Source organism: Streptomyces blastmyceticus (assembly GCF_039521185.1).
In the GTDB taxonomy this organism is placed as follows: Bacteria; Actinomycetota; Actinomycetes; order Streptomycetales; family Streptomycetaceae; genus Streptomyces; species Streptomyces blastmyceticus.
Genome location: NZ_BAAABW010000036.1, coordinates 47,273 through 64,548, shown reverse-complemented (window position 1 = coordinate 64,548; position 17,276 = coordinate 47,273). Strand labels below are relative to the sequence as shown.

At 74.0% G+C, this 17,276-nt stretch carries 13 protein-coding genes; 6 read left to right on the top strand and 7 right to left on the bottom strand.

The annotated features are described in order from the left end of the window. Window positions 1-137 precede the first annotated feature (137 nt). The 5 genes from ABD269_RS31095 to moeZ all read left to right on the top strand — a co-directional run bounded on the left by ABD269_RS31095 (window position 138) and on the right by moeZ (window position 5,855). Window positions 138-1,733, top strand: a complete 1,596-nt coding sequence (locus ABD269_RS31095) for a DUF3492 domain-containing protein (protein WP_344123333.1) — start codon at window positions 138-140, stop codon at window positions 1,731-1,733. Further along, window positions 1,730-2,869 (top strand): hypothetical protein, encoded by a 1,140-nt coding sequence (locus ABD269_RS31090; RefSeq protein ID WP_344123331.1) that lies wholly within the window; start codon window positions 1,730-1,732, stop codon window positions 2,867-2,869. The genes ABD269_RS31095 and ABD269_RS31090 overlap by 4 nt, the downstream gene beginning before the upstream one ends. A gap of 46 nt (window positions 2,870-2,915) precedes the next feature. Further along, window positions 2,916-3,830: an NAD-dependent epimerase/dehydratase family protein gene (locus tag ABD269_RS31085; RefSeq protein ID WP_116213756.1), complete on the top strand. Its 915-nt coding sequence runs from the start codon at window positions 2,916-2,918 to the stop codon at window positions 3,828-3,830. Continuing rightward, window positions 3,818-4,597, top strand: coding sequence for a spherulation-specific family 4 protein (locus ABD269_RS31080; RefSeq protein ID WP_425573021.1), 780 nt, complete (start codon window positions 3,818-3,820; stop codon window positions 4,595-4,597). Before ABD269_RS31085 ends, ABD269_RS31080 begins: the two co-directional genes overlap by 13 nt. A gap of 79 nt (window positions 4,598-4,676) precedes the next feature. Then, complete coding sequence (moeZ, locus tag ABD269_RS31075; protein ID WP_116213758.1) at window positions 4,677-5,855, top strand: adenylyltransferase/sulfurtransferase MoeZ; 1,179 nt, start codon at window positions 4,677-4,679, stop codon at window positions 5,853-5,855. A gap of 127 nt (window positions 5,856-5,982) precedes the next feature. Here the strand turns inward: moeZ and ABD269_RS31070 are convergent, their stop codons facing one another. The 7 genes from ABD269_RS31070 to ABD269_RS31040 form a co-directional block, all read right to left on the bottom strand. Beyond that, complete coding sequence (locus tag ABD269_RS31070; protein WP_344123327.1) at window positions 5,983-7,533, bottom strand: alpha/beta hydrolase; 1,551 nt, start codon at window positions 7,531-7,533, stop codon at window positions 5,983-5,985. 53 nt (window positions 7,534-7,586) lie between these two features. Beyond that, window positions 7,587-8,684, bottom strand: a complete 1,098-nt coding sequence (locus ABD269_RS31065) for a hypothetical protein (protein WP_344123325.1) — start codon at window positions 8,682-8,684, stop codon at window positions 7,587-7,589. A 108-nt stretch (window positions 8,685-8,792) separates the two neighbouring features. Beyond that, window positions 8,793-10,358: an alpha/beta hydrolase gene (locus ABD269_RS31060; RefSeq protein WP_425573020.1), complete on the bottom strand. Its 1,566-nt coding sequence runs from the start codon at window positions 10,356-10,358 to the stop codon at window positions 8,793-8,795. 116 nt (window positions 10,359-10,474) lie between these two features. Beyond that, window positions 10,475-12,415, bottom strand: a complete 1,941-nt coding sequence (locus tag ABD269_RS31055) for an ABC transporter permease (protein ID WP_344123323.1) — start codon at window positions 12,413-12,415, stop codon at window positions 10,475-10,477. Then, the gene (modA, locus tag ABD269_RS31050; protein WP_344123468.1) at window positions 12,412-13,176 is read right to left on the bottom strand and encodes a molybdate ABC transporter substrate-binding protein; all 765 of its coding nucleotides are present in this window, start codon (window positions 13,174-13,176) and stop codon (window positions 12,412-12,414) included. The genes ABD269_RS31055 and modA overlap by 4 nt, the downstream gene beginning before the upstream one ends. 20 nt (window positions 13,177-13,196) lie before the next feature. Beyond that, window positions 13,197-13,592, bottom strand: a complete 396-nt coding sequence (locus ABD269_RS31045; protein WP_116213764.1) for a TOBE domain-containing protein — start codon at window positions 13,590-13,592, stop codon at window positions 13,197-13,199. An 80-nt stretch (window positions 13,593-13,672) separates the two neighbouring features. Next, the gene (locus ABD269_RS31040; protein ID WP_301892560.1) at window positions 13,673-16,465 is read right to left on the bottom strand and encodes a lysylphosphatidylglycerol synthase transmembrane domain-containing protein; all 2,793 of its coding nucleotides are present in this window, start codon (window positions 16,463-16,465) and stop codon (window positions 13,673-13,675) included. Window positions 16,466-16,653: 188 nt separating this feature from the next. Here ABD269_RS31040 and ABD269_RS31035 point away from each other — a divergent pair, with 188 nt between their 5' ends. Continuing rightward, window positions 16,654-17,058 carry an MGMT family protein gene (locus tag ABD269_RS31035; protein WP_344123320.1) on the top strand — a complete coding sequence of 135 codons (405 nt, stop codon included), beginning with the start codon at window positions 16,654-16,656 and terminating at the stop codon, window positions 17,056-17,058. Window positions 17,059-17,276: the final 218 nt, after the last annotated feature.

Here is a 17,276-nt window from a genome sequence, read left to right as displayed (position 1 = left end):
AAAGTCACCTCTGTTCACCCCTTCCGGTGGCGCGACGGACAACCGTCCGTCGCGCCCCGTGGCGGCGCGCATAGCGTGCTCCCGCTGCCGTTCGGCGGCGGTCGGCGTGGCCACAGTGGACAGACGGGGGTGCGTGCGTGCGCGTGGGACTCCTCACGGAGGGTGGGTATCCGTATGCCGCGGGTGAGGGCGGTCAGTGGTGCGACCAACTGGTGCGCGGGCTCGGCGGGCACGAGTTCGAGATCTATGCCCTGAGCCGGGGCGCCCGCCAGGAGCGCTGCGGGTGGTACGGCCTGCCGGAGCAGGTCCGGCGGGTGCGCACCGCCCCCCTGTGGGGCGACCCGCCGGAGGCCCTGGAGGGAACGGCGGGCGGCGCGTACGGCAAGCGCGAACGGCGCCGGTTCGGCGAGCACTTCGCGGAGCTCGCGGCGGCCATCGGCTCGGTCGGTGCGCCCCCCTCGGAACCGGCCGACGACCCGGGTCCCACCGGCTCCTCCAGTGATCAGGCGTACCGTTTCGCCGACGCTCTCCACGGCCTCGCCGACCTGGCGCACGACGCCGGCGGACTCGGCCCGGCCCTCCGCTCAGAACAGGCCCTGCGCACCCTGGAGTCGGCCTGCCGCGCGCCCGGCGCACACCCGGCGGTCTACGGCACCCGCGTCGCCGACCTGCTCGCCGCCTCCGCGCTGCTCGAACGCGCGCTGCGGCCGCTCTCCCTCGACTGGTACGGCGCAAGCGACGGCGACCGGGGGCTCGCCGCCGTCGACCTCTGCCACGCCACCTCCGCGGGACCCGCCGCGCTCCCGGGCCTGCTGGCCAAGCGCTTCTTCGGTACCCCGCTCCTCGTCACCGAGTACGAGGTCCGGCTCCGCGCGTACTACCTCAACAGCGCCGCCAGCGCCGCGGGCCTGTCCCTGCCCGTACGGACCCTGCTCGCCGCCTTCCACCGGCTGCTGACCGCCGAGGTCTACCGCCGGGCCGACCTCATCACCCCCGGCGACGCCCAGGTGCGGCGCTGGCAGGAGCGCTGCGGAGCCGACCGCGAGCGGCTGCGCACCGTGCCCCCCGGCGTCGACGAGCGGCCTTATGAGGACGTCGGCGAGGGCGCCGAGGGCACGGCCGTCGACGACGGGCGCACGCTCGTGTGGGCGGGCGGGCGCACCGAGCCCTATCTGTGGGAGGCCCTCGACATAGTGCGCGAGGCCGAGCCCGGCGTCCGGCTGCGGGTCGTCGGCATCCCCCTGCCAGGCAACCGGCCGCCCGACGGGGTCTGCTTCGAGGAGTCCGCGAGCCCGGAGACGTACGCGGCGGGCAGCGTCGTACTCGCCGGGGCCGCGGACGGCTTCCCGCTGCCGCTGGTGGAGGCGATGTTCTGCGGCCGCGCCACGGTCTCACCGGACGCGGGCACCGTGCGGGAGGTCATCGGCGGCACGGGCCTGGTCGTCCCGCCGCGCGCCCCCCGCGAGCTCGCCGACGCCTGCCTCGCCCTCCTGCGCGACCCCGAGCGGCGCGCCCGCCTCGGCGCGGCCGCGCGCGCCCGCGCCCTCGAACTCTTCACCGTCGAGCGGCATGTGACGGCCTTCGGCGGCATCTACCTCGAACTCATCTCCCACGCGCCGGTGCGGCAGGACGCCCCCGCCGACCCGTCGGTCCCCTTCGCCCACGCCACCGAGGCGCGCCCCCCGCTCTCCTGGTCGGCGCGCCAGGCCCCCACCTGGGCGGGCCGCCGATGAGCGCACCCCTGTGCGACGGCAACGCCCCGACGTCCGCCGGCATACCCTCCGCCGACCCCGCCACGCCGGGGACCCCGGCGCCCGGCGACCCGGTGAAGGCGCTGCTGCACCGCCACCGCGAACTGTGCGTGCGTGCGGTCGACCCGCTGGAGATCGCGGCGGTCCTGGAGGCCCGGGGCATCGCCGAGCACGTGGCCGCCGACTGCCGGCACCGCGACGTCTTCTCCCTCGCAGAGGAGCTCTACGCGCGCGTGCGCCGCGACCCGGCGCCGACCGCGTGGGTCCCGGGCCGGCACGTGGCACCCCGGGAGGCGCCCATGGCGCACCCCGCGGGCGCGGATGGCTGGTGGACCGCCGGGCGGTTCGCGGCCCTCTGGCTGATCGCCTACGGCCTCCTCGGCGACGCGCTGCTCAGCGCGCTGCTCGACGGCCGCCGGGCGGGCCGGCCGGACCTTGTCCGTGCCCTGTCGGCCGCCGCCCCCACGGCCCTCGCCCTGGCCTGTGCCGTCGCGCTCGCCGCCTGGTGCGCGCGCTGGTACGCCCTGCGCGTGGGCCACGCCCTGGCCGTCAGCCGGACCCTCGGCGCCTTCCGCACGCGCGCCTGGCCCGCCCTGGTGACCGCGACCGGGCTGTTCCTCGGCGCGTTCCTCGCGCTCCTGTGGGCCCTGCACGCGGCGCTGGACCGGCACCCCCTCCCGTACCCCGCGGCCCCGCTCGCCGCCACCACGGCACTCGGCGGGCTGCTCTTCCTCGCCCGGCTGACGGCCGTGCGCGGCTGCGCCAGAGCGGGCGCCCTCGCCGTCCTGGCCGCCTGCGCGGCAGAGGCCGTGCCCCTGCTCGGCGCGTGGCTGCCGGGCGGCGGTCCGCTCGGCGCGCTCGCCTCCGCGGCGGCCGCCCACGGCCCCGCCGCCATCCCCCTCGTGGCCTGTGCCGTCCCCGCGCTCGCCCTGCTGGGCCACGCGCTCACCGCGCTGTCCCGGGCCTCCGCCCACCGGCGCGGGGCGCCCGCCACCGCACCCGACGGCCTCACCGACCCCGCCGACCCGGGCACACCCCCCATGCCACAGGCACCGGGGACCCCGGCCCGGCCACCGCACCCCGAGCCGCACACCCCGTCAGAGGAGCAAGGAAGATGACCGTTCACCCCACCCGCACCGCCGGGCGAGAGCGAGGGCGCGACCGATGAGGGTCCTGTTGCTCGGTGCCAACGGCTACCTCGGCCGCTATGTGGCCGACCGGCTGCTCGCCGACCCCGCCGTCCAGCTCACCGCCCTCGGCCGCGGCGACGACGCGGACGTCCGCTTCGACCTCGCCAGCGGCAGCCCCGGCGCGCTCACCCGGTTCCTCAACGCCGTGCACCCCGGGGTCGTGATCAACTGCGCGGGCGCCACCCGCGGCGGCGCCCGCGACCTCACCCGGCACAACACCGTCGCCGTCGCCACCGTCTGCGAGTCGCTGCGCCGCAGCGGCTGCGGCGCCCGCCTGGTCCAGCTGGGCTGCTCCTCCGAGTACGGGCCCTCGCAGCCCGGCTCCTCCACCGCCGAGGACGCGGTGCCGCGCCCCGGCGGCCCGTACGGCGTCAGCAAGCTCGCCGCCACCGAACTGGTGCTGGGCTCCGGCCTCGACGCCATCGTGCTGCGTGTCTTCTCGCCCGTCGGACCCGGCACGCCCGCCGGGTCCCCCCTCGGCCGGCTCGCCGACGCCATGCGGCGCGCCATGCAGAGCGGCGACAGCGAGCTGAAGCTCAGCGGACTCGGCGTGCAGCGGGACTTCGTCGACGTACGGGACGTCGCCCGCGCCGTCCACGCCGCCTCCCTGTCCGCCGCCCAGGGCGCCGTCAACATCGGCACCGGCCGCGCCGTGCGGCTGCGCGACGCGGCGTCCCTGCTGGCCAGGGTCGCGGGCTTCGGCGGCGCCCTGCACGAGCTGGACGACCCGCACCTGGGCAGCCCGCCCGCGTACCCCTACCCGGACGGCTGCGGCAGCTGGCAGCAGGCCGACGTCCGCACCGCCCGCGACCGGCTCGGCTGGCGCCCCAGAATCGGCCTGGAGGAGTCGCTGGCCGACATCTGGATGGAGGCCGCGTGTCGCATCTGAGCCCCTCGGGCCACCGCCGGGCCGCGCGGGCCGCCGGGCGGCCGCTGCGCTTCGGCGTCCCCGGCTTCGCCCACCCGCTGCTCGCACCGGCCGAGTGGGGCGAGCTGGTGCGCCCCGAGGTGCCCGTGGACTGGGTGGTGTTCGGGGCCGGGGCGCTGGGGGAGTGCGGCAAGGCGTCGGGCGGCCCCGGCACCCGGCCGGACCCGCACTGCCTCGCCGCCGTCACCCGGCTGCACGAGGCGGGCGTCCGGGTCCTCGGCCACCTGGACGTGGGCTTCGGCGAACGGCCCTTCGCGGAGCTGCTGTCGGAGGCGCAGCGCTATCTCAACTGGTACAAGGTGGACGGCTTCTCGCTGGACGCCACCCCCACGGACCCGGCCGCGCTCCCCGGCACCCGCCGCACCGTCGCGAGCCTGCGCACGCTGCTGGAGCGCGCCTACGTCGTGCTCCAGCACGGCACGCACCCCTGCCCCGCCTACGCCGGTCTCGCCGACCAGTTGGTGACCTTCCGGGGGCCGTGGTCCGCATACTGCCGGTCGCAGGCGCCCGACTGGACGGCCGCCCACCCGCCCGAGCGCTTCTGCCACCTCGTGCACGGCGTGCCCCCGCAGCACCTGGACGAGGCCCTGCGCATCGCCCGCGGGCAGGGCGCGGGCACGGTCTATGTCACCGACCGCTCGGATCAGGACGAAACGGACCCCTGGGAGGTGATGCCCGGCTACTGGGACGAACTCGTCTCGCGCATCGGACCTGGTGTCTCGGAATGAGGCGGGGCGTGGCAGTGTTACGCCGAAGAGCCCCCCGCGCCTGCGGGGACGACCCTTCCGTCCGACCTACGGAGACCCCGTGTCGCTGCCACCCCTAGTCGAACCGGCTGCCGAGCTCACCGTTGACGAGGTTCGCAGGTACTCCCGCCACCTGATCATCCCGGATGTGGGGATGGACGGGCAGAAGCGGCTGAAGAACGCCAAGGTGCTCTGCGTGGGTGCGGGCGGTCTGGGGTCGCCGGCGCTGATGTATCTGGCGGCGGCGGGCGTGGGCACGCTCGGCATCGTGGAGTTCGACGAGGTCGACGAGTCCAACCTCCAACGGCAGATCATCCACAGCCAGGCCGACATCGGCCGCTCCAAGGCGGAGTCCGCCCGGGACTCGGTGCAAGGGATCAACCCGTATGTGAACGTCGTCCTCCACCAGGAGCGCCTGGAGGCGGAGAACGTCAAGGAGATCTTCTCCCAGTACGACCTGATCGTGGACGGCACGGACAACTTCGCCACCCGCTATCTCGTCAACGACGCCTGCGTCCTGCTGAACAAGCCGTACGTCTGGGGCTCGATCTACCGCTTCGACGGCCAGGCCTCGGTCTTCTGGTCCGAGCACGGCCCCTGCTACCGCTGCCTCTACCCCGAGCCCCCGCCGCCGGGCATGGTGCCCTCCTGCGCCGAGGGCGGCGTGCTGGGCGTGCTGTGCGCCTCGATCGGTTCGATCCAGGTCAACGAGGCCATCAAGCTGCTGGCCGGCATAGGCGAGCCGCTGGTGGGCCGGCTGATGATCTATGACGCCCTGGAGATGACCTACCGCCAGGTCAAGGTCCGCAAGGACCCCGGCTGCGCGGTCTGCGGGGAGAACCCGACGGTCACCGAGCTCATCGACTACGAGGCCTTCTGCGGCGTCGTCTCCGAGGAGGCCCAGGAAGCGGCCATGGGCTCCACGATCACTCCCAAGCAGCTCAAGGAGTGGATCGACGGCGGCGAGACCATCGACATCATCGACGTCCGCGAGCCCAACGAGTACGAGATCGTCTCCATCCCGGGCGCCCGGCTGATCCCGAAGAACGAGTTCCTGATGGGCAACGCCCTCCAGGACCTGCCCCAGGACAAGAAGATCGTCCTGCACTGCAAGACGGGTGTCCGCTCCGCGGAGGTCCTGGCCGTCCTGAAGTCCGCGGGCTTCTCGGACGCGGTGCACGTGGGCGGCGGCGTGATCGGCTGGGTAAACCAGATCGAGCCGGAGAAACCGGTGTATTAGGCGGGGGTCTTCGGCTGGTGCGGGTGGCCGTCTGCGGGCCGTCGTTCCTGCACCACCGCTTCGCGGCGGAGTCCTCAAACGCCGGACGGGCTTGATTGCCGCCCGTCCGGCGTCTCGCGGTTCCCCGTCACGAACACGTCGTTCCTTCGGACGGGACCTTGCCGTCCAGCAGATAGCTGTTGACCGTGTTCACCATGCACGGGTTGCCGCTGTTGTACGCCCCGTGCCCCTCGCCCTTGTACGTCACCTCGACGCCCACGCCCCGCCCGAGCTGCCGGACCATCTGCTGCGCACCGGCGTACGGCGTCGCGGGGTCCCCCGTGTTACCGACGACGACGATCGGCGCGGAGCCCTCGGCGCTCACGTCCGGCGTCTTCCAGCCGCCCTTGACGGGCCAGCCCGTGCAGCCGAGCAGGGACCAGGCGGCGTCCTCCCCGAAGACCGGCGACGCCTCCTGGAACTGCGGCAGGTACTTGCGCACGTCGTCCACCGAGTAGCGCTGCTCCGCGTCCACGCAGGAGATCGCCCGGTTGGCCGCCTGGAGATTGCTGTAGTGGCCGTTCGGGTTGCGGCCGTTGATGGCGTCGAAGAGCGCCAGCAGGGTGTTGCCGGTGCCCTTGGCCGTGGCCTCCCGGAGCCCGGCGGTCAGGAAGCGCCAGGTGTCCTTGGAGTAGAGCGCGGAGGCGATGCCGTTCACCGCCTCGTCCTGTGTGAGCTTGCGCCCCTGGGAGGTCGGCAGCGGGTTCGCGTCGAGCTGCTTCAGCAGGGCGGTGATGCCGTCCTGGGTGACGCAGCCCGCCTCCGGGGTGCGGGTGGTGCAGTCCTTGAGGTAGTCGTCGAGGGCGAGCTGGAAGCCCTTGGTCTGCCCCAGGCTGCCCTGCACGGGGTCCTGCGTCGGGTCCACGACGGCGTCGAGTACCGCGCGGCCCACGTTCTTGGGGAACAAGTGGGCGTAGACGCCGCCCAGTTCGGTGCCGTAGGAGATGCCGAAGTAGGAGAGCTTGTCGTCGCCCAGGGCGGCGCGCAGCCGGTCCATGTCGCGGGCGGCGTTCACCGTGCCCACGTGGGGGAGCAGCTTGGCGGAGTTCTTCGCGCAGGCGTCCACGTACGCCTTGTTGGCCGCCAGGGTCGTGCGGAGCTCCGCGTCGTCGTCCGGGGTGGCGTCGATCTGCGCGGCGGCGTCCAGCTCCGGGTCGCTCTGGCACCGCACGCCCGCGCTCTCGCCCACGCCGCGCGGGTCGAAGCTCACCAGGTCGTAGCGGTCGCGCAGCTTCTCGTAGCTGGCGGCCAGCCCCGGCAGCGTCGCCACACCGGAGCCGCCGGGCCCGCCGAAGTTGAACACCAGGGAGCCGATGCGGTGGTTCTGGTCGCGGGCCTTCGTGCGGATGAGGGCGAGGTCGATCTTCTCGCCGTCCGGCTCGGCGTAGTCCAGGGGGACGGCCAGCTTGGCGCACTCCCACTCCTTGCCGGGCGCCTTGCCGTCACCGCCCTGCGCGTCGGTGGGCGCGGCGCACGCCGCCCAGCGTGGTGCCGACTGGGTGCCGACGGACGCGCCGCCGCGCTTGCCGTCCGCGCCGTCCGGCGTGCCGCCGGAGCCGCCGCCGCACCCGGCGGTGGCGAGGGCGACCGCGAGCGCGGTGGGGAGGAGGGCGCCGGCCCGTGGCCGTAGGGGAGTCATTCCACCGACTCTACGAGGCGGCGGGCCCGGCGTCCCCGCGGGAGAGGGAGCGCTCAGCGGGCGCGCAGGCGCGCGCAGCCTATGCGCTCGCCCACCGCGTCGACGAAGACGGGGAACGACCGGCGCGGGTCGTCCAGGCCGGTGTGGGTGCGGCCCGGGCCCGTCCGCATGGTGAACACCGTGGCGCGGCCGTCGCAGTCGGCCCGTATGAGCGCGCCGGTCGCGTCGATGCGGCCGTGCGCCCGCCAGCCGGGGGCGGGCGGGCTGTCCCCGGTGAGGCCGTCGAAGAGGGCGACGATCCTGGGCCTGCCGACCATGGTGAAGCGGGCGGCCCACTGCCCGTCGCCCGAGACCGCGCAGGTCTGGAAGTCGTCGTGGACGCTGCCGACGGTGTCGGTCAGCCGGTCGTCCGACCCGTCCGCGGCGGCCCCCTCGACCCCGAGCCCGGGGATGGCGCAACGCCCCGGCGACGCGCCAGGGTTCACTCGTACGGGCCTCGTCGTCATCGCCCGTGCGCGCAGTCTCATGGGTGGCGCCGACGAACAACCCGTCGCCTCGGCGGCGCGGTTGGCTGCGCTCACCAATAACGCGCCCGTGTTCGCCGGGGACGCGCCGTCGGGGAAGCCCGGGTGGTCGCCGCGCCCGGCGGTGTCCGTGTAGGAGCTGGTGAACGTCACGACGGACGGCCTGCCGGCCACGTCGCAGCTCGCGGGCAGCACCAGGGCGCCGGAGCCGGCGGCCGTGAAGCCGGGCAGCCGGCCCGGGAGCGCGGTGTCGCCCCCTTCGAAGAGGCCGTCGAGCCACGCCCGGCGCGCCACGGCCTCGCCGGGGCCGGTACCGAGGCGGAGCTCGACCCGCTGCTCGTACGCCCCGGAGCCCTGGCCGCCGCGCCAGCGCAGCGTGCACAGGCCGCTGGGGCGGCCGGGCGCGGGGGCGCTCTCCCGCGCGGTGCGGTCGTGGGCGCCGCGGTGGAAGAGGCCGCCGTCCTCGGGCCAGGCGCCCCAGCAGTACGAGCGCCGGGCGAGCGGGGTGGACTGGGTCTGCCAGAGCGCCACGAGGGCGGCCACCAGCGCGGCGATGGCCAGGACGCCGGTCAGGACCCGGCTCCTGCGGCCGGTCCGGCCGCCGTCGCGAAGCGTGCTGTACGACACCTTGTCCCCCGACCGTCCGTCACGGAACTGCTGTGCGGGCGATCGTAGTGCGGGCCACTGACATTCGATCCATGCCGTTCGGGCCACCGGTGATATGTGCTATGTGTGCTATGAGCAGATCTTACCGGCTTGAGGGACCGTACCCTCCAACAGGTAGGCGTCCACAGCCCCCTTGACGCACGCGTTGCCGCTGTCGTAGGCGCCGTGCCCCTGGCCGCGGAAGGTCAGCTCCACGCCGACGCCCGTGCCGAGCTGCTGCGCCATCCGCTGCGCTCCCTCGTAAGGGGTCGCGGGGTCACCGGTGTTGCCGACGACGAGGATGGGCGCCGCCCCCTTGGCGCTCACGTCGGGCGTCTGCCACTCGCCCTTGACGGGCCAGCCCGTGCACTGGGTGAGGCTCCAGGCCATGAAGTCGCCGAAGACGGCCGACGCCTTGCGGAACTCCGGCACCTTCCCCTCGACCTCGGCCGTGGTGTAGCGCTGCGCGGAGTCGGCGCACGTGATGGCGTTGAGGGAGGACTGGAGCGAGCTGTAACGCCCGTCCTGGCCCCGCCCGTTCATGGAGTCGGACAGGGAGAGCAGCAGCCTGCCGTCGCCGTTCCCTGCGTCCTCCAGACCCTCGGTGAGGTAGTCCCAGAAGTCCTTGGAGTAGAGCGACTGGGCGATCCCGCCGGTGGCGAGGGACCGCGTCAGCAGGCGGCCGCCCGAGCCGGGGATCGGCTTCTTCTCCAGCCGCCGCAGCAGATCGCCGATCTGCTGCTCGGTGGGGCAGTTGTCGGAGGTCTTCACGCAGGCCTCCATGTAGTTGCCCAGGGCCAGTTGGAAGCCCTTCGCCTGGCCGAGGGCGCCCTGCACGGGGTCGCTCGTCGGGTCCACGACCCCGTCGAAGAGGGCGCGGCCCACCCTGTCCGGGAACAAGTGGGCGTAGACGCCGCCCAGTTCGGTGCCGTAGGACACCCCGAAGTAGTGCAGCTTCTCCTCGCCCAGCACCTGGCGCATCAGATCCATGTCGCGGGCGGCGTTCGTCGTGCCCACGTACGGCAGGATTTTCCCCGAGTGCTTCGCGCACGCGGTGGCGTACTGCGCCACCCGGTCGACCAGGGCCCTTTGTTTCTCCTTGGTGTCCGGGGTGGCGTCGGCCGCGTAATAGGCGTCCAGTTCCTTGTCGCCCAGACAGGTGACCCCGCTGCTGCGGCCCACTCCGCGCGGGTCGAAGCTCACCAGGTCGTAGCGCGTGCGCAGCTTCTTGTAGTCGTCGGCGAACGCCGGGAGCGTGGTGACCCCGGAGCCGCCGGGGCCGCCGAAGTTGAAGACCAGCGAGCCGATGCGGTGCGCCGGGTCCGTGGCCTTCGCGCGGATCATCGCGATGTCGATCGTCTCGCCCTTGGGGGCGGCGTAGTCGAGCGGCGCCCGCAGGGTCGCGCACTCCCAGTCGTTGCCGGGCGCCTTGTTCGCCGTCCCGCCCTGGCTGCCGCTCGGCGCCGGACACGCCTTCCAGGCGAGCTTCTGGCGGTCCGAGACGTCCGCCACCGGCTTGTCGTCCCCGCCGCCGCAACCGGCGGCCGTCGTGACCGCCGCCATCGTCAGCAACACGGCGGTGAGCAGCCCCCCGGCCCTTGCGGATCTGGACACGGCGGCACTCCCGGGGGTCGACGGCAGGCGTTGGACTGCCATCGTCCGGGCGGGCGGTGAGGGGCGCGCGCGGTGCGGGCGTACGGGTTAGTAGTGCGCCACTGTGTGCGGGCCGTGCGCGCCGGCCCGGAGGCTGTGCCGGAGCCGCCGTACGGGGCTCACAGGGCCACGAACGTGACCTCGGTGGCCTTGACGCTCACCCACACCGGCATGCCCTCCTTCAGCGCCAGGTCCGCCGCCGACGACGGCGTGATCTCCGCGACCACGTCCGGCTCGCCCGCCACCAGGACGCGCAGCCGCCCGCCTTGAGCCGTGATCTCGCGGACCGTTCCCCGCCAGACGTTCCGGGGGCTCCCGGCCGGCCGCTCCACGTGCAGGGACACCGCCTCCGGACCGACGACGGCGAGCCCGTTCGCGGCCTTCCCGGGCAGCGGGTCCGCCGCGACCAGGCTCGCCCCGCCGTCGAGCAGCAGGGTGCCCTCCGCCGTGGACGTGCCCTGCCAGGCGTTGCGCCCCAGCATCCGCGCCACCCAGGGGGAACGGGGGTGCCGGGTCAGCTCCGCCGGTGACGCGTACTGAACCGTGCGGCCGTCCTCCAGGACGAGGATCCGGTCGGCCAGCGACACGGCCTCCACGGGGTCGTGGGTGACGATCAGGCAGACGCCCGGGAAGTCCGCGAGGTGGGTGCGCAGCGTGTGGCGGACCCGGGCGCGCGTCGACTGGTCCAGCGCGGCCAGCGGCTCGTCCAGCAGCAGGAGACGGGGGCGCGCGGCCAGGGCCCTGGCCAGGGCCACGCGCTGGGCCTGGCCGCCGCTGAGTTCGCCGGGGCGGCGGTGGGCGAGGTCGCCCACCTCCAGCCGGGCCAGCCAGTGGCGGGCCTCGCGGTGCGCGTCCTTCCTGGGGACGCCCTGGGCGCGCAGGCCGTAGGCGGTGTTGGCCAGGGTGGTGAGGTGCGGGAAGAGGGCGCCGTCCTGGGGGACCCACGCGATGCGCCTCCGGTGCGGGGGAAGTTTGGACGCGTCCGTGTCGCCAATGGTCAGAGGGCGCGCCGCGGCTCTGTCCGTGAGCCCCAGGAGGGCTCTCAGGAGCGTTGTCTTTCCTGCGCCGTTGGGGCCCACGACGGCGATGGTGGTGCCCGGCTGCGCGTCGATGTCCGCTGTTGTCGCGCCGGTGACCGTGGTGCGCAGGGGGAGCGGTACGGGGCCGGGGCGGTCCAGTCCCTCCGGGGCGCTCTGATCCACGGACCCTGTCGGCCGTTCCGGCCGCCCGGGGAGGCCTGACGGCTGCTGCGGAACTGTCTGCTTCTTCGTCGTCAGCCAGCGGCCTCTCAGCGACAGCAGAACCGCTGTCGCGATCGCCAGCAGGAGCAGCGATACCGCCGTCGCGCCCTCCGGGTCGTCCTGGAGGAGCAGATAGACCTGGAGGGGGAGGGTCTGCGTGGTGCCCGGGAGGTTGCCCGCGAAGGTGATCGTCGCGCCGAACTCGCCCAGCGCCCTCGCCCAGCTCAGGGCCGCGCCCGCGACCAGGCCCGGCAGGACCATGGGGAGGGTGACGGTGCGGAAGACCCGCAGCGGGGTCGCCCCCAGGGATGTCGCCGTCTCCTCGTAGCGGGGGTGCAGGCCCGCCAGCGCGCCCTCCAGACTGATCACCAGGAACGGCATCGCCACGAAGGTGGAGGCCATCACCGCGCCCGCCGTCGAGAACGGCAGCGTGACGCCGAACCAGGACTCCAGCCAGGGGCCCAGCACGCCCCTGCGGCCGTAGCCCTGGAGCAGGGCCACGCCCGCGACTGTCGGGGGCAGCACCATCGGCAGCATCACCAGACAGCGCACGAGCGCCTTGCCGGGGAAGTCCACGCGGGCGAGCAGCCACGCGAGCGGGACGCCGAGGAGCAGGGACAGCAGCAGGGCCCAGCCGGAGACCAGGAGGGACAGCCCGAGCGCCTCGGTGACCTCGTGCGAGCCGAGGCGGGAGGGGAGGGTGGCCCAGGGCGTACGGGCCAGGATCCCGGCCAGGGGCAGGAGGAGGAAGCCCACCGCCAGCGCGGCGGGCAGCCCGAGCGCCCAGGGCGTGCGCCCTGGGCGCGTACCACCGGTCACGGCTGCTGGAAGCCCGCCGCGCGCAGCAGCTTCTGCGCCTCGTCCGAGCCGAGCCACTTCACGAAGTCCGCGGCGTCCTTGGTGTGCTTCGAGCTCTTGAGGGTCGCGGCCGGGTAGGAGGCGACGGCGTTCTGCGCGTCCGGGACGGTGACCGTGGTGACCTTGCCCTTGGCCGCCGCCGCGTCCGTGAGATAGACGATCCCCGCGTCCGCCTCACCGAGCGAGACCTTGCTGAGGACGGCCCGGACGTTCGGCTCCTGGGACACCGGCTTGAGCGAGACGTGCTGCTGGTCGAGCACCTTCTTGCTGTAGCGGCCCACCGGCACCTCGGGCGCGGCCAGCACGACCTTCAGGTCGCTCCTGGAGAGGTCGGAAAGGCCCTTGACGCCCTTCGGATTGCCCTGGGCGGTCGCGATGGTGAGCCGGTTCTTGGCGATGACCGCCGGCTTGTCCGTGTCGGACTTCAGGCCGTCCATGGTCGTGGTGTCGGCGGTCACCAGCGCGTCGGCGGGCACGCCCTGGCGCACCTGCGAGGCGAGCTCCTGCGAACCGGCGAAGGAGAACTTCACCGTGGTGCCCGGGTGCGCCTTCTCGTACGCCGCCCCGGCCTGCTTGAAGACGTCCGTCAGGGACGCGGCGGCGAGCACGGTGAGCGTCGTGGAGGACGTGGTGTCCTTCTTGTCCGCACCGCCGCCGCAGGCGGCCACGAGCGGGACGAGGAGCGCGGCGGCGAGGGCGGCGCGTACGGGCGTGCGGTGCATCGGGTTCTCCAGGTGCCGGGTCAAGCGCGGTCGATGTGCACGTTGGTGGCCTTCACCCGGGCCACGGCCTCCATGCCGACGGCGAGGCCGAGCTCCTCCACGGCCTCCCTGGTCAGCAGGGAGACGAGGCGGTGCGGGCCGGCCTGGATCTCCACCTGGGCGGCGACGTCGCCGAGCTTGACGGCGGTGATGATGCCGGGGAAGGCGTTGCGGGCGGTGGTGTACGCCGTCTCCTCGCCCTCGTTCGCCTCCGCCGCGAGCGCCACCGAGTAGGCCGCCAGATCGGACCCGCCGATGAGCCGCTTCCCCGTCTCGTCCCGCGACGTGGGTATCCGCCCGGCGTCCGCCCACCGCCGCACGGTGTCGGGACTGACACCGAGCAGCCTGGCGGCCTGGCCGATGGTGTAGGTCTGCATGAGCGCACGGTATGAGCAGGCGGCTCGCATGTGCAAGGCCGATGGGCGGGTCCGCCTTGCAGATGCGGCGCCGTTGGGCGCTAGATCGCTCCCTTGCGGGTCAGGTAGCTGAACGAGATCCACCCCGGCAGCACCGGCAGCCACAGTGTCATCAAACGGAACAGAAGCACCGCCGGAGTGGCCTGTTCCGCCGGCAGCCCCGCGATCGTCAGCACACCGGTCAGCGCGATCTCGACCGCTCCGACACCGCCCGGCGTCGGCGCGGCCGACCCCAGCGCGTTGGCCGTCAGGAAGACCACCGCGATGCTCGCGTAGCTCAGATCGCCGCCGAACGCGCGGATCGAGGCGTCGAGGCACATCACGTTCGCCGCCGTCAGCAGCAGCATGCCGCCGATGCCCGCGAAGAGCTTCTGCGGCCGCTGGAGCACGTCCAGCATGCGCGGCACGACGCCCGCGAACAGGGACCGCACCCGCGTGGAGACGAACTTCCGCAGCACCGGCACGGCCGCCACGACGAGCACGAGCACGGCCGCCGTCAGCAGCCCGCCGATGATCGTCCGCGAGGGGCCGAGCGACGAGCTGCGCTCCGTACCGGTCACATAGCCGAAGGACAGCAGCAGCAGGATGTGACAGGCCAGACCGAAGAGCTGGGAGGCGCCGACGCTCGCCACGGCCAGGCCGGGGCGGATGCCCGCGCGCTGGAGGAAGCGCGTGTTGAGCGCCACGCCGCCCACCGCCGCCGGGGCGACGACCTTCACGAACGAGCCCGCGACCTGCGCCAGGACCGCGCGTCCGAACGCCACCTTCTCCGGCACGAAGCCCAGCAGGCTCATCGTGGCGGCGACGTACGTCAGCACCTGGAAGGCCACGGCGACCGCGACCCAGGCCCAGTTCGCCTTGTCGACGAGGTCGCCGAACTGGACGTGGGTGAACTGCGAGAGGAGGAAGTACGCGGCGAAGGCGCCGGCCACGAAGCTGAGCAGCGTGCGCAGCTTGATGCGCTCCAGGCGCACGGGCTCTATCGGGGCCTGCGGCCGGATCAGCAGCACCTGGCGGCGGATCTGCGCGAGCAGGTCCTCCTCGCGCCCCGCCTCCAGGGCCTCTTCCATGGCCTTCTTCTGGGCCTGCCGCTCGGCCTTGAGCGCCTTGCGGTCCTCCGCCGGCATCTCCTCAGAGCCTGCCTCGGCGGCCCGGGCCTCCTTGGCCTCCTTGGCCGCGCGCGCGGCCTCCAGGACGGTCTCCCGCTCCCGCTGCGAGCGCTCCCGGGCGAGCTGCCGCAGGGTCGCGCGGCTGATGCGGGTGAGCGCCAGCGGCTGGAGCAGCGGCAGGCTGTCGGCGACGGCGTCCGGGCCGAGCACGTCCACGCCCGTGGCCACCGCCCGCTCCGCGCCGACCCGCAGGCCGAGGGTCACCAGCAGCTGCGCGACGTCCATGCGCAGCACCAGGTCGCCCGCGGCGATCTCCCCGCCGCGCAGGTCGGTCAGGACGACATTGCCGGAACGATCCACCAGGAGGGCGTCGCCGTCGAGCCTGCGGTGGGCGATCCGCCGCGACTGCAGGGCCTGCACCTGGCGCCAGGCGCCGGCCATCAGCTCGTCGGTGATCTCCTCGGTGGGGACCGCGCCGAGGGTGCGGCCGCCGATGTGCTCGTAGACGAGCATCACGGCGTCCGGGCCGAGCTCGGAGGTGGCGATCAGCTTGGGGGCGTTGGCGCCCGCGGCGATGGCCGCGTAGGCGAGCAGCGCCTCCTGTTCGAGTGCCTGCCGGAGGGACTGGAGGCTGCGGGGCTGGGTGATGCCGCGCAGCGCCAGCCGCTGCCAGAGGCGGTAGAAGAAGCCCTGCGCCTGCTGTTCGCGGTCGACGACCGTGACGTCGAGCGGCGGGCCGTCCTCCAGGGTGACGATGTAGCGGCGGCCCCGGTCGTGGGGGTGCGACGGCTCGGTGCCCACGGCGTCGGCGCTGTCCTCCGCGCGCAGCGCGGTGACCGGCTTGAAGCCGACGCGGCGCAGCCCGGCGAGGAGGTGGCGGCCGGTGGGCCGGACGTTCGGCGAGCCGACGGCGTAGAGCGTGCCGTAGGCGACGGTCCAGCCGATCAGCACGGTGGTGACGATCGAGAACGGTGTGGTGTAGCCGTTCACCAGCACGGCGAAGGCGTCCAGCAGCAGCACGGCCCACATCACGACCCGCCAGCGCGGCCGTCGCGACATCCCGACGGCCGTCATATAGGCGATCACGGGGGCGAGATAGCCGTGCACCGGGTCGGTGAGGCCGCCGGTGGGCGCCTGCTGGGTCAGCGCGTCACGGATCGAGGCGGGCGCGGTGTCGGCCACCCAGAGGTCGGTGGCGAGGGACACACCGTGCGCCAGTACGGCGGCCAGGACGCCGTCGGCGATGCGCAGCCCGTCGCGCTTGATGAGCCGCTCGATGGCGAACGCCACCGGGACGATGAAGATGGCGATGTTGGCGGCGAGCCCCGCGAAGCTCGCCAGCAGCTGCGGCGCGCGGCCGGTGCTGTCGCCGATGTCCTTCTCCAGGCCCTGGGTGGTGCCGTGGGCGAAGGCCGCGAGGGCGAGGACGAGGGCGATGCCGACGATGCCCAGGAAGAGCCGCACCAGGTCCGCCGGGCGGTGGACGCGGGCGGGCAGCAGCGGCTCGTCACCCGACACCTGGTCGATGTGCGCCTCGCCGTCCTCGCAGCCGTACCCGCCGCGCGCCCCCTCGGGGGACGCCGGTGCCGCCCGCTCGGCATGGGGCCCTTCCGGGTCCCCGGCCGCCGGGTCGCCGGAGCCGGACAGCGCTTCGGGGGCGCGGTCGCCTCCCTGAGGCTCCGCGCCCTGCTGTCGCTCCGTCTGCTCGTCTTGGTCTCGTATCACCAGTCACCGCCCGGAAGATGGTGGCATGGCCCCGCCGGGCGAGGGGGCATCAGGGTGTGGTTCGGGGGCGCGGACTCCGGATCGTACGCCCTGTAGTACGGATACGCACTCTGGGTGATCTTGCCGTACGGGCAGGAGGTGCCGCAGGAGGGCGGCCGCCCGGCCGGGCGCGGACGGGGTGCGGCAGGATGGGCCGGGTGAGCGAGGACGTACGCACGGGCCGGGGAGAGGCTGCCGAGCTCCCCGAATACGCGGAACGGGTGCTGGCGGTGGCGGAGCGGATTCCGCCCGGCCGGGTGATGACCTACGGCGACGTCGCCGAGTGGCTGGGCGAGGGCGGACCCCGCCAGGTGGGGCGCGTCATGGCGCTCTACGGCGGCGCGGTGCCCTGGTGGCGGGTGGTCCGCTCGGACGGCGCCCTGCTGCCCGGCCACGAACTGCGCGCGCTCGCCCACTACCGCGAGGAGGGCACACCGCTGCGCGAGGCCGGCCGCTCGGCCCAGGGGCACGTGCCGCGGCTCACCATGGCGCTGGCGCGCTGGGACGGCACCGCCGAGGACGGCGGCCCGGCCGGTGTGACTCCTCACACCTGACAGCATCGGCCGTCCGGGGACCCCCGAACCACACCGCGGCCAGTGCGCCCAAGGGCCGACCCGAACGGGTGAGAGCCGCACGACCGTGCGCCGGCCCGCGGTACGCCCTGCGCCCCGCGTGCCGTCTGGCGTAGCGTCGAGAACCGCCGTCACGCCCGGGACCCCCTCCCGGCCGTACGGCGCACCCCGCCGCACGGCACCCCGCACCCCCACCAGGA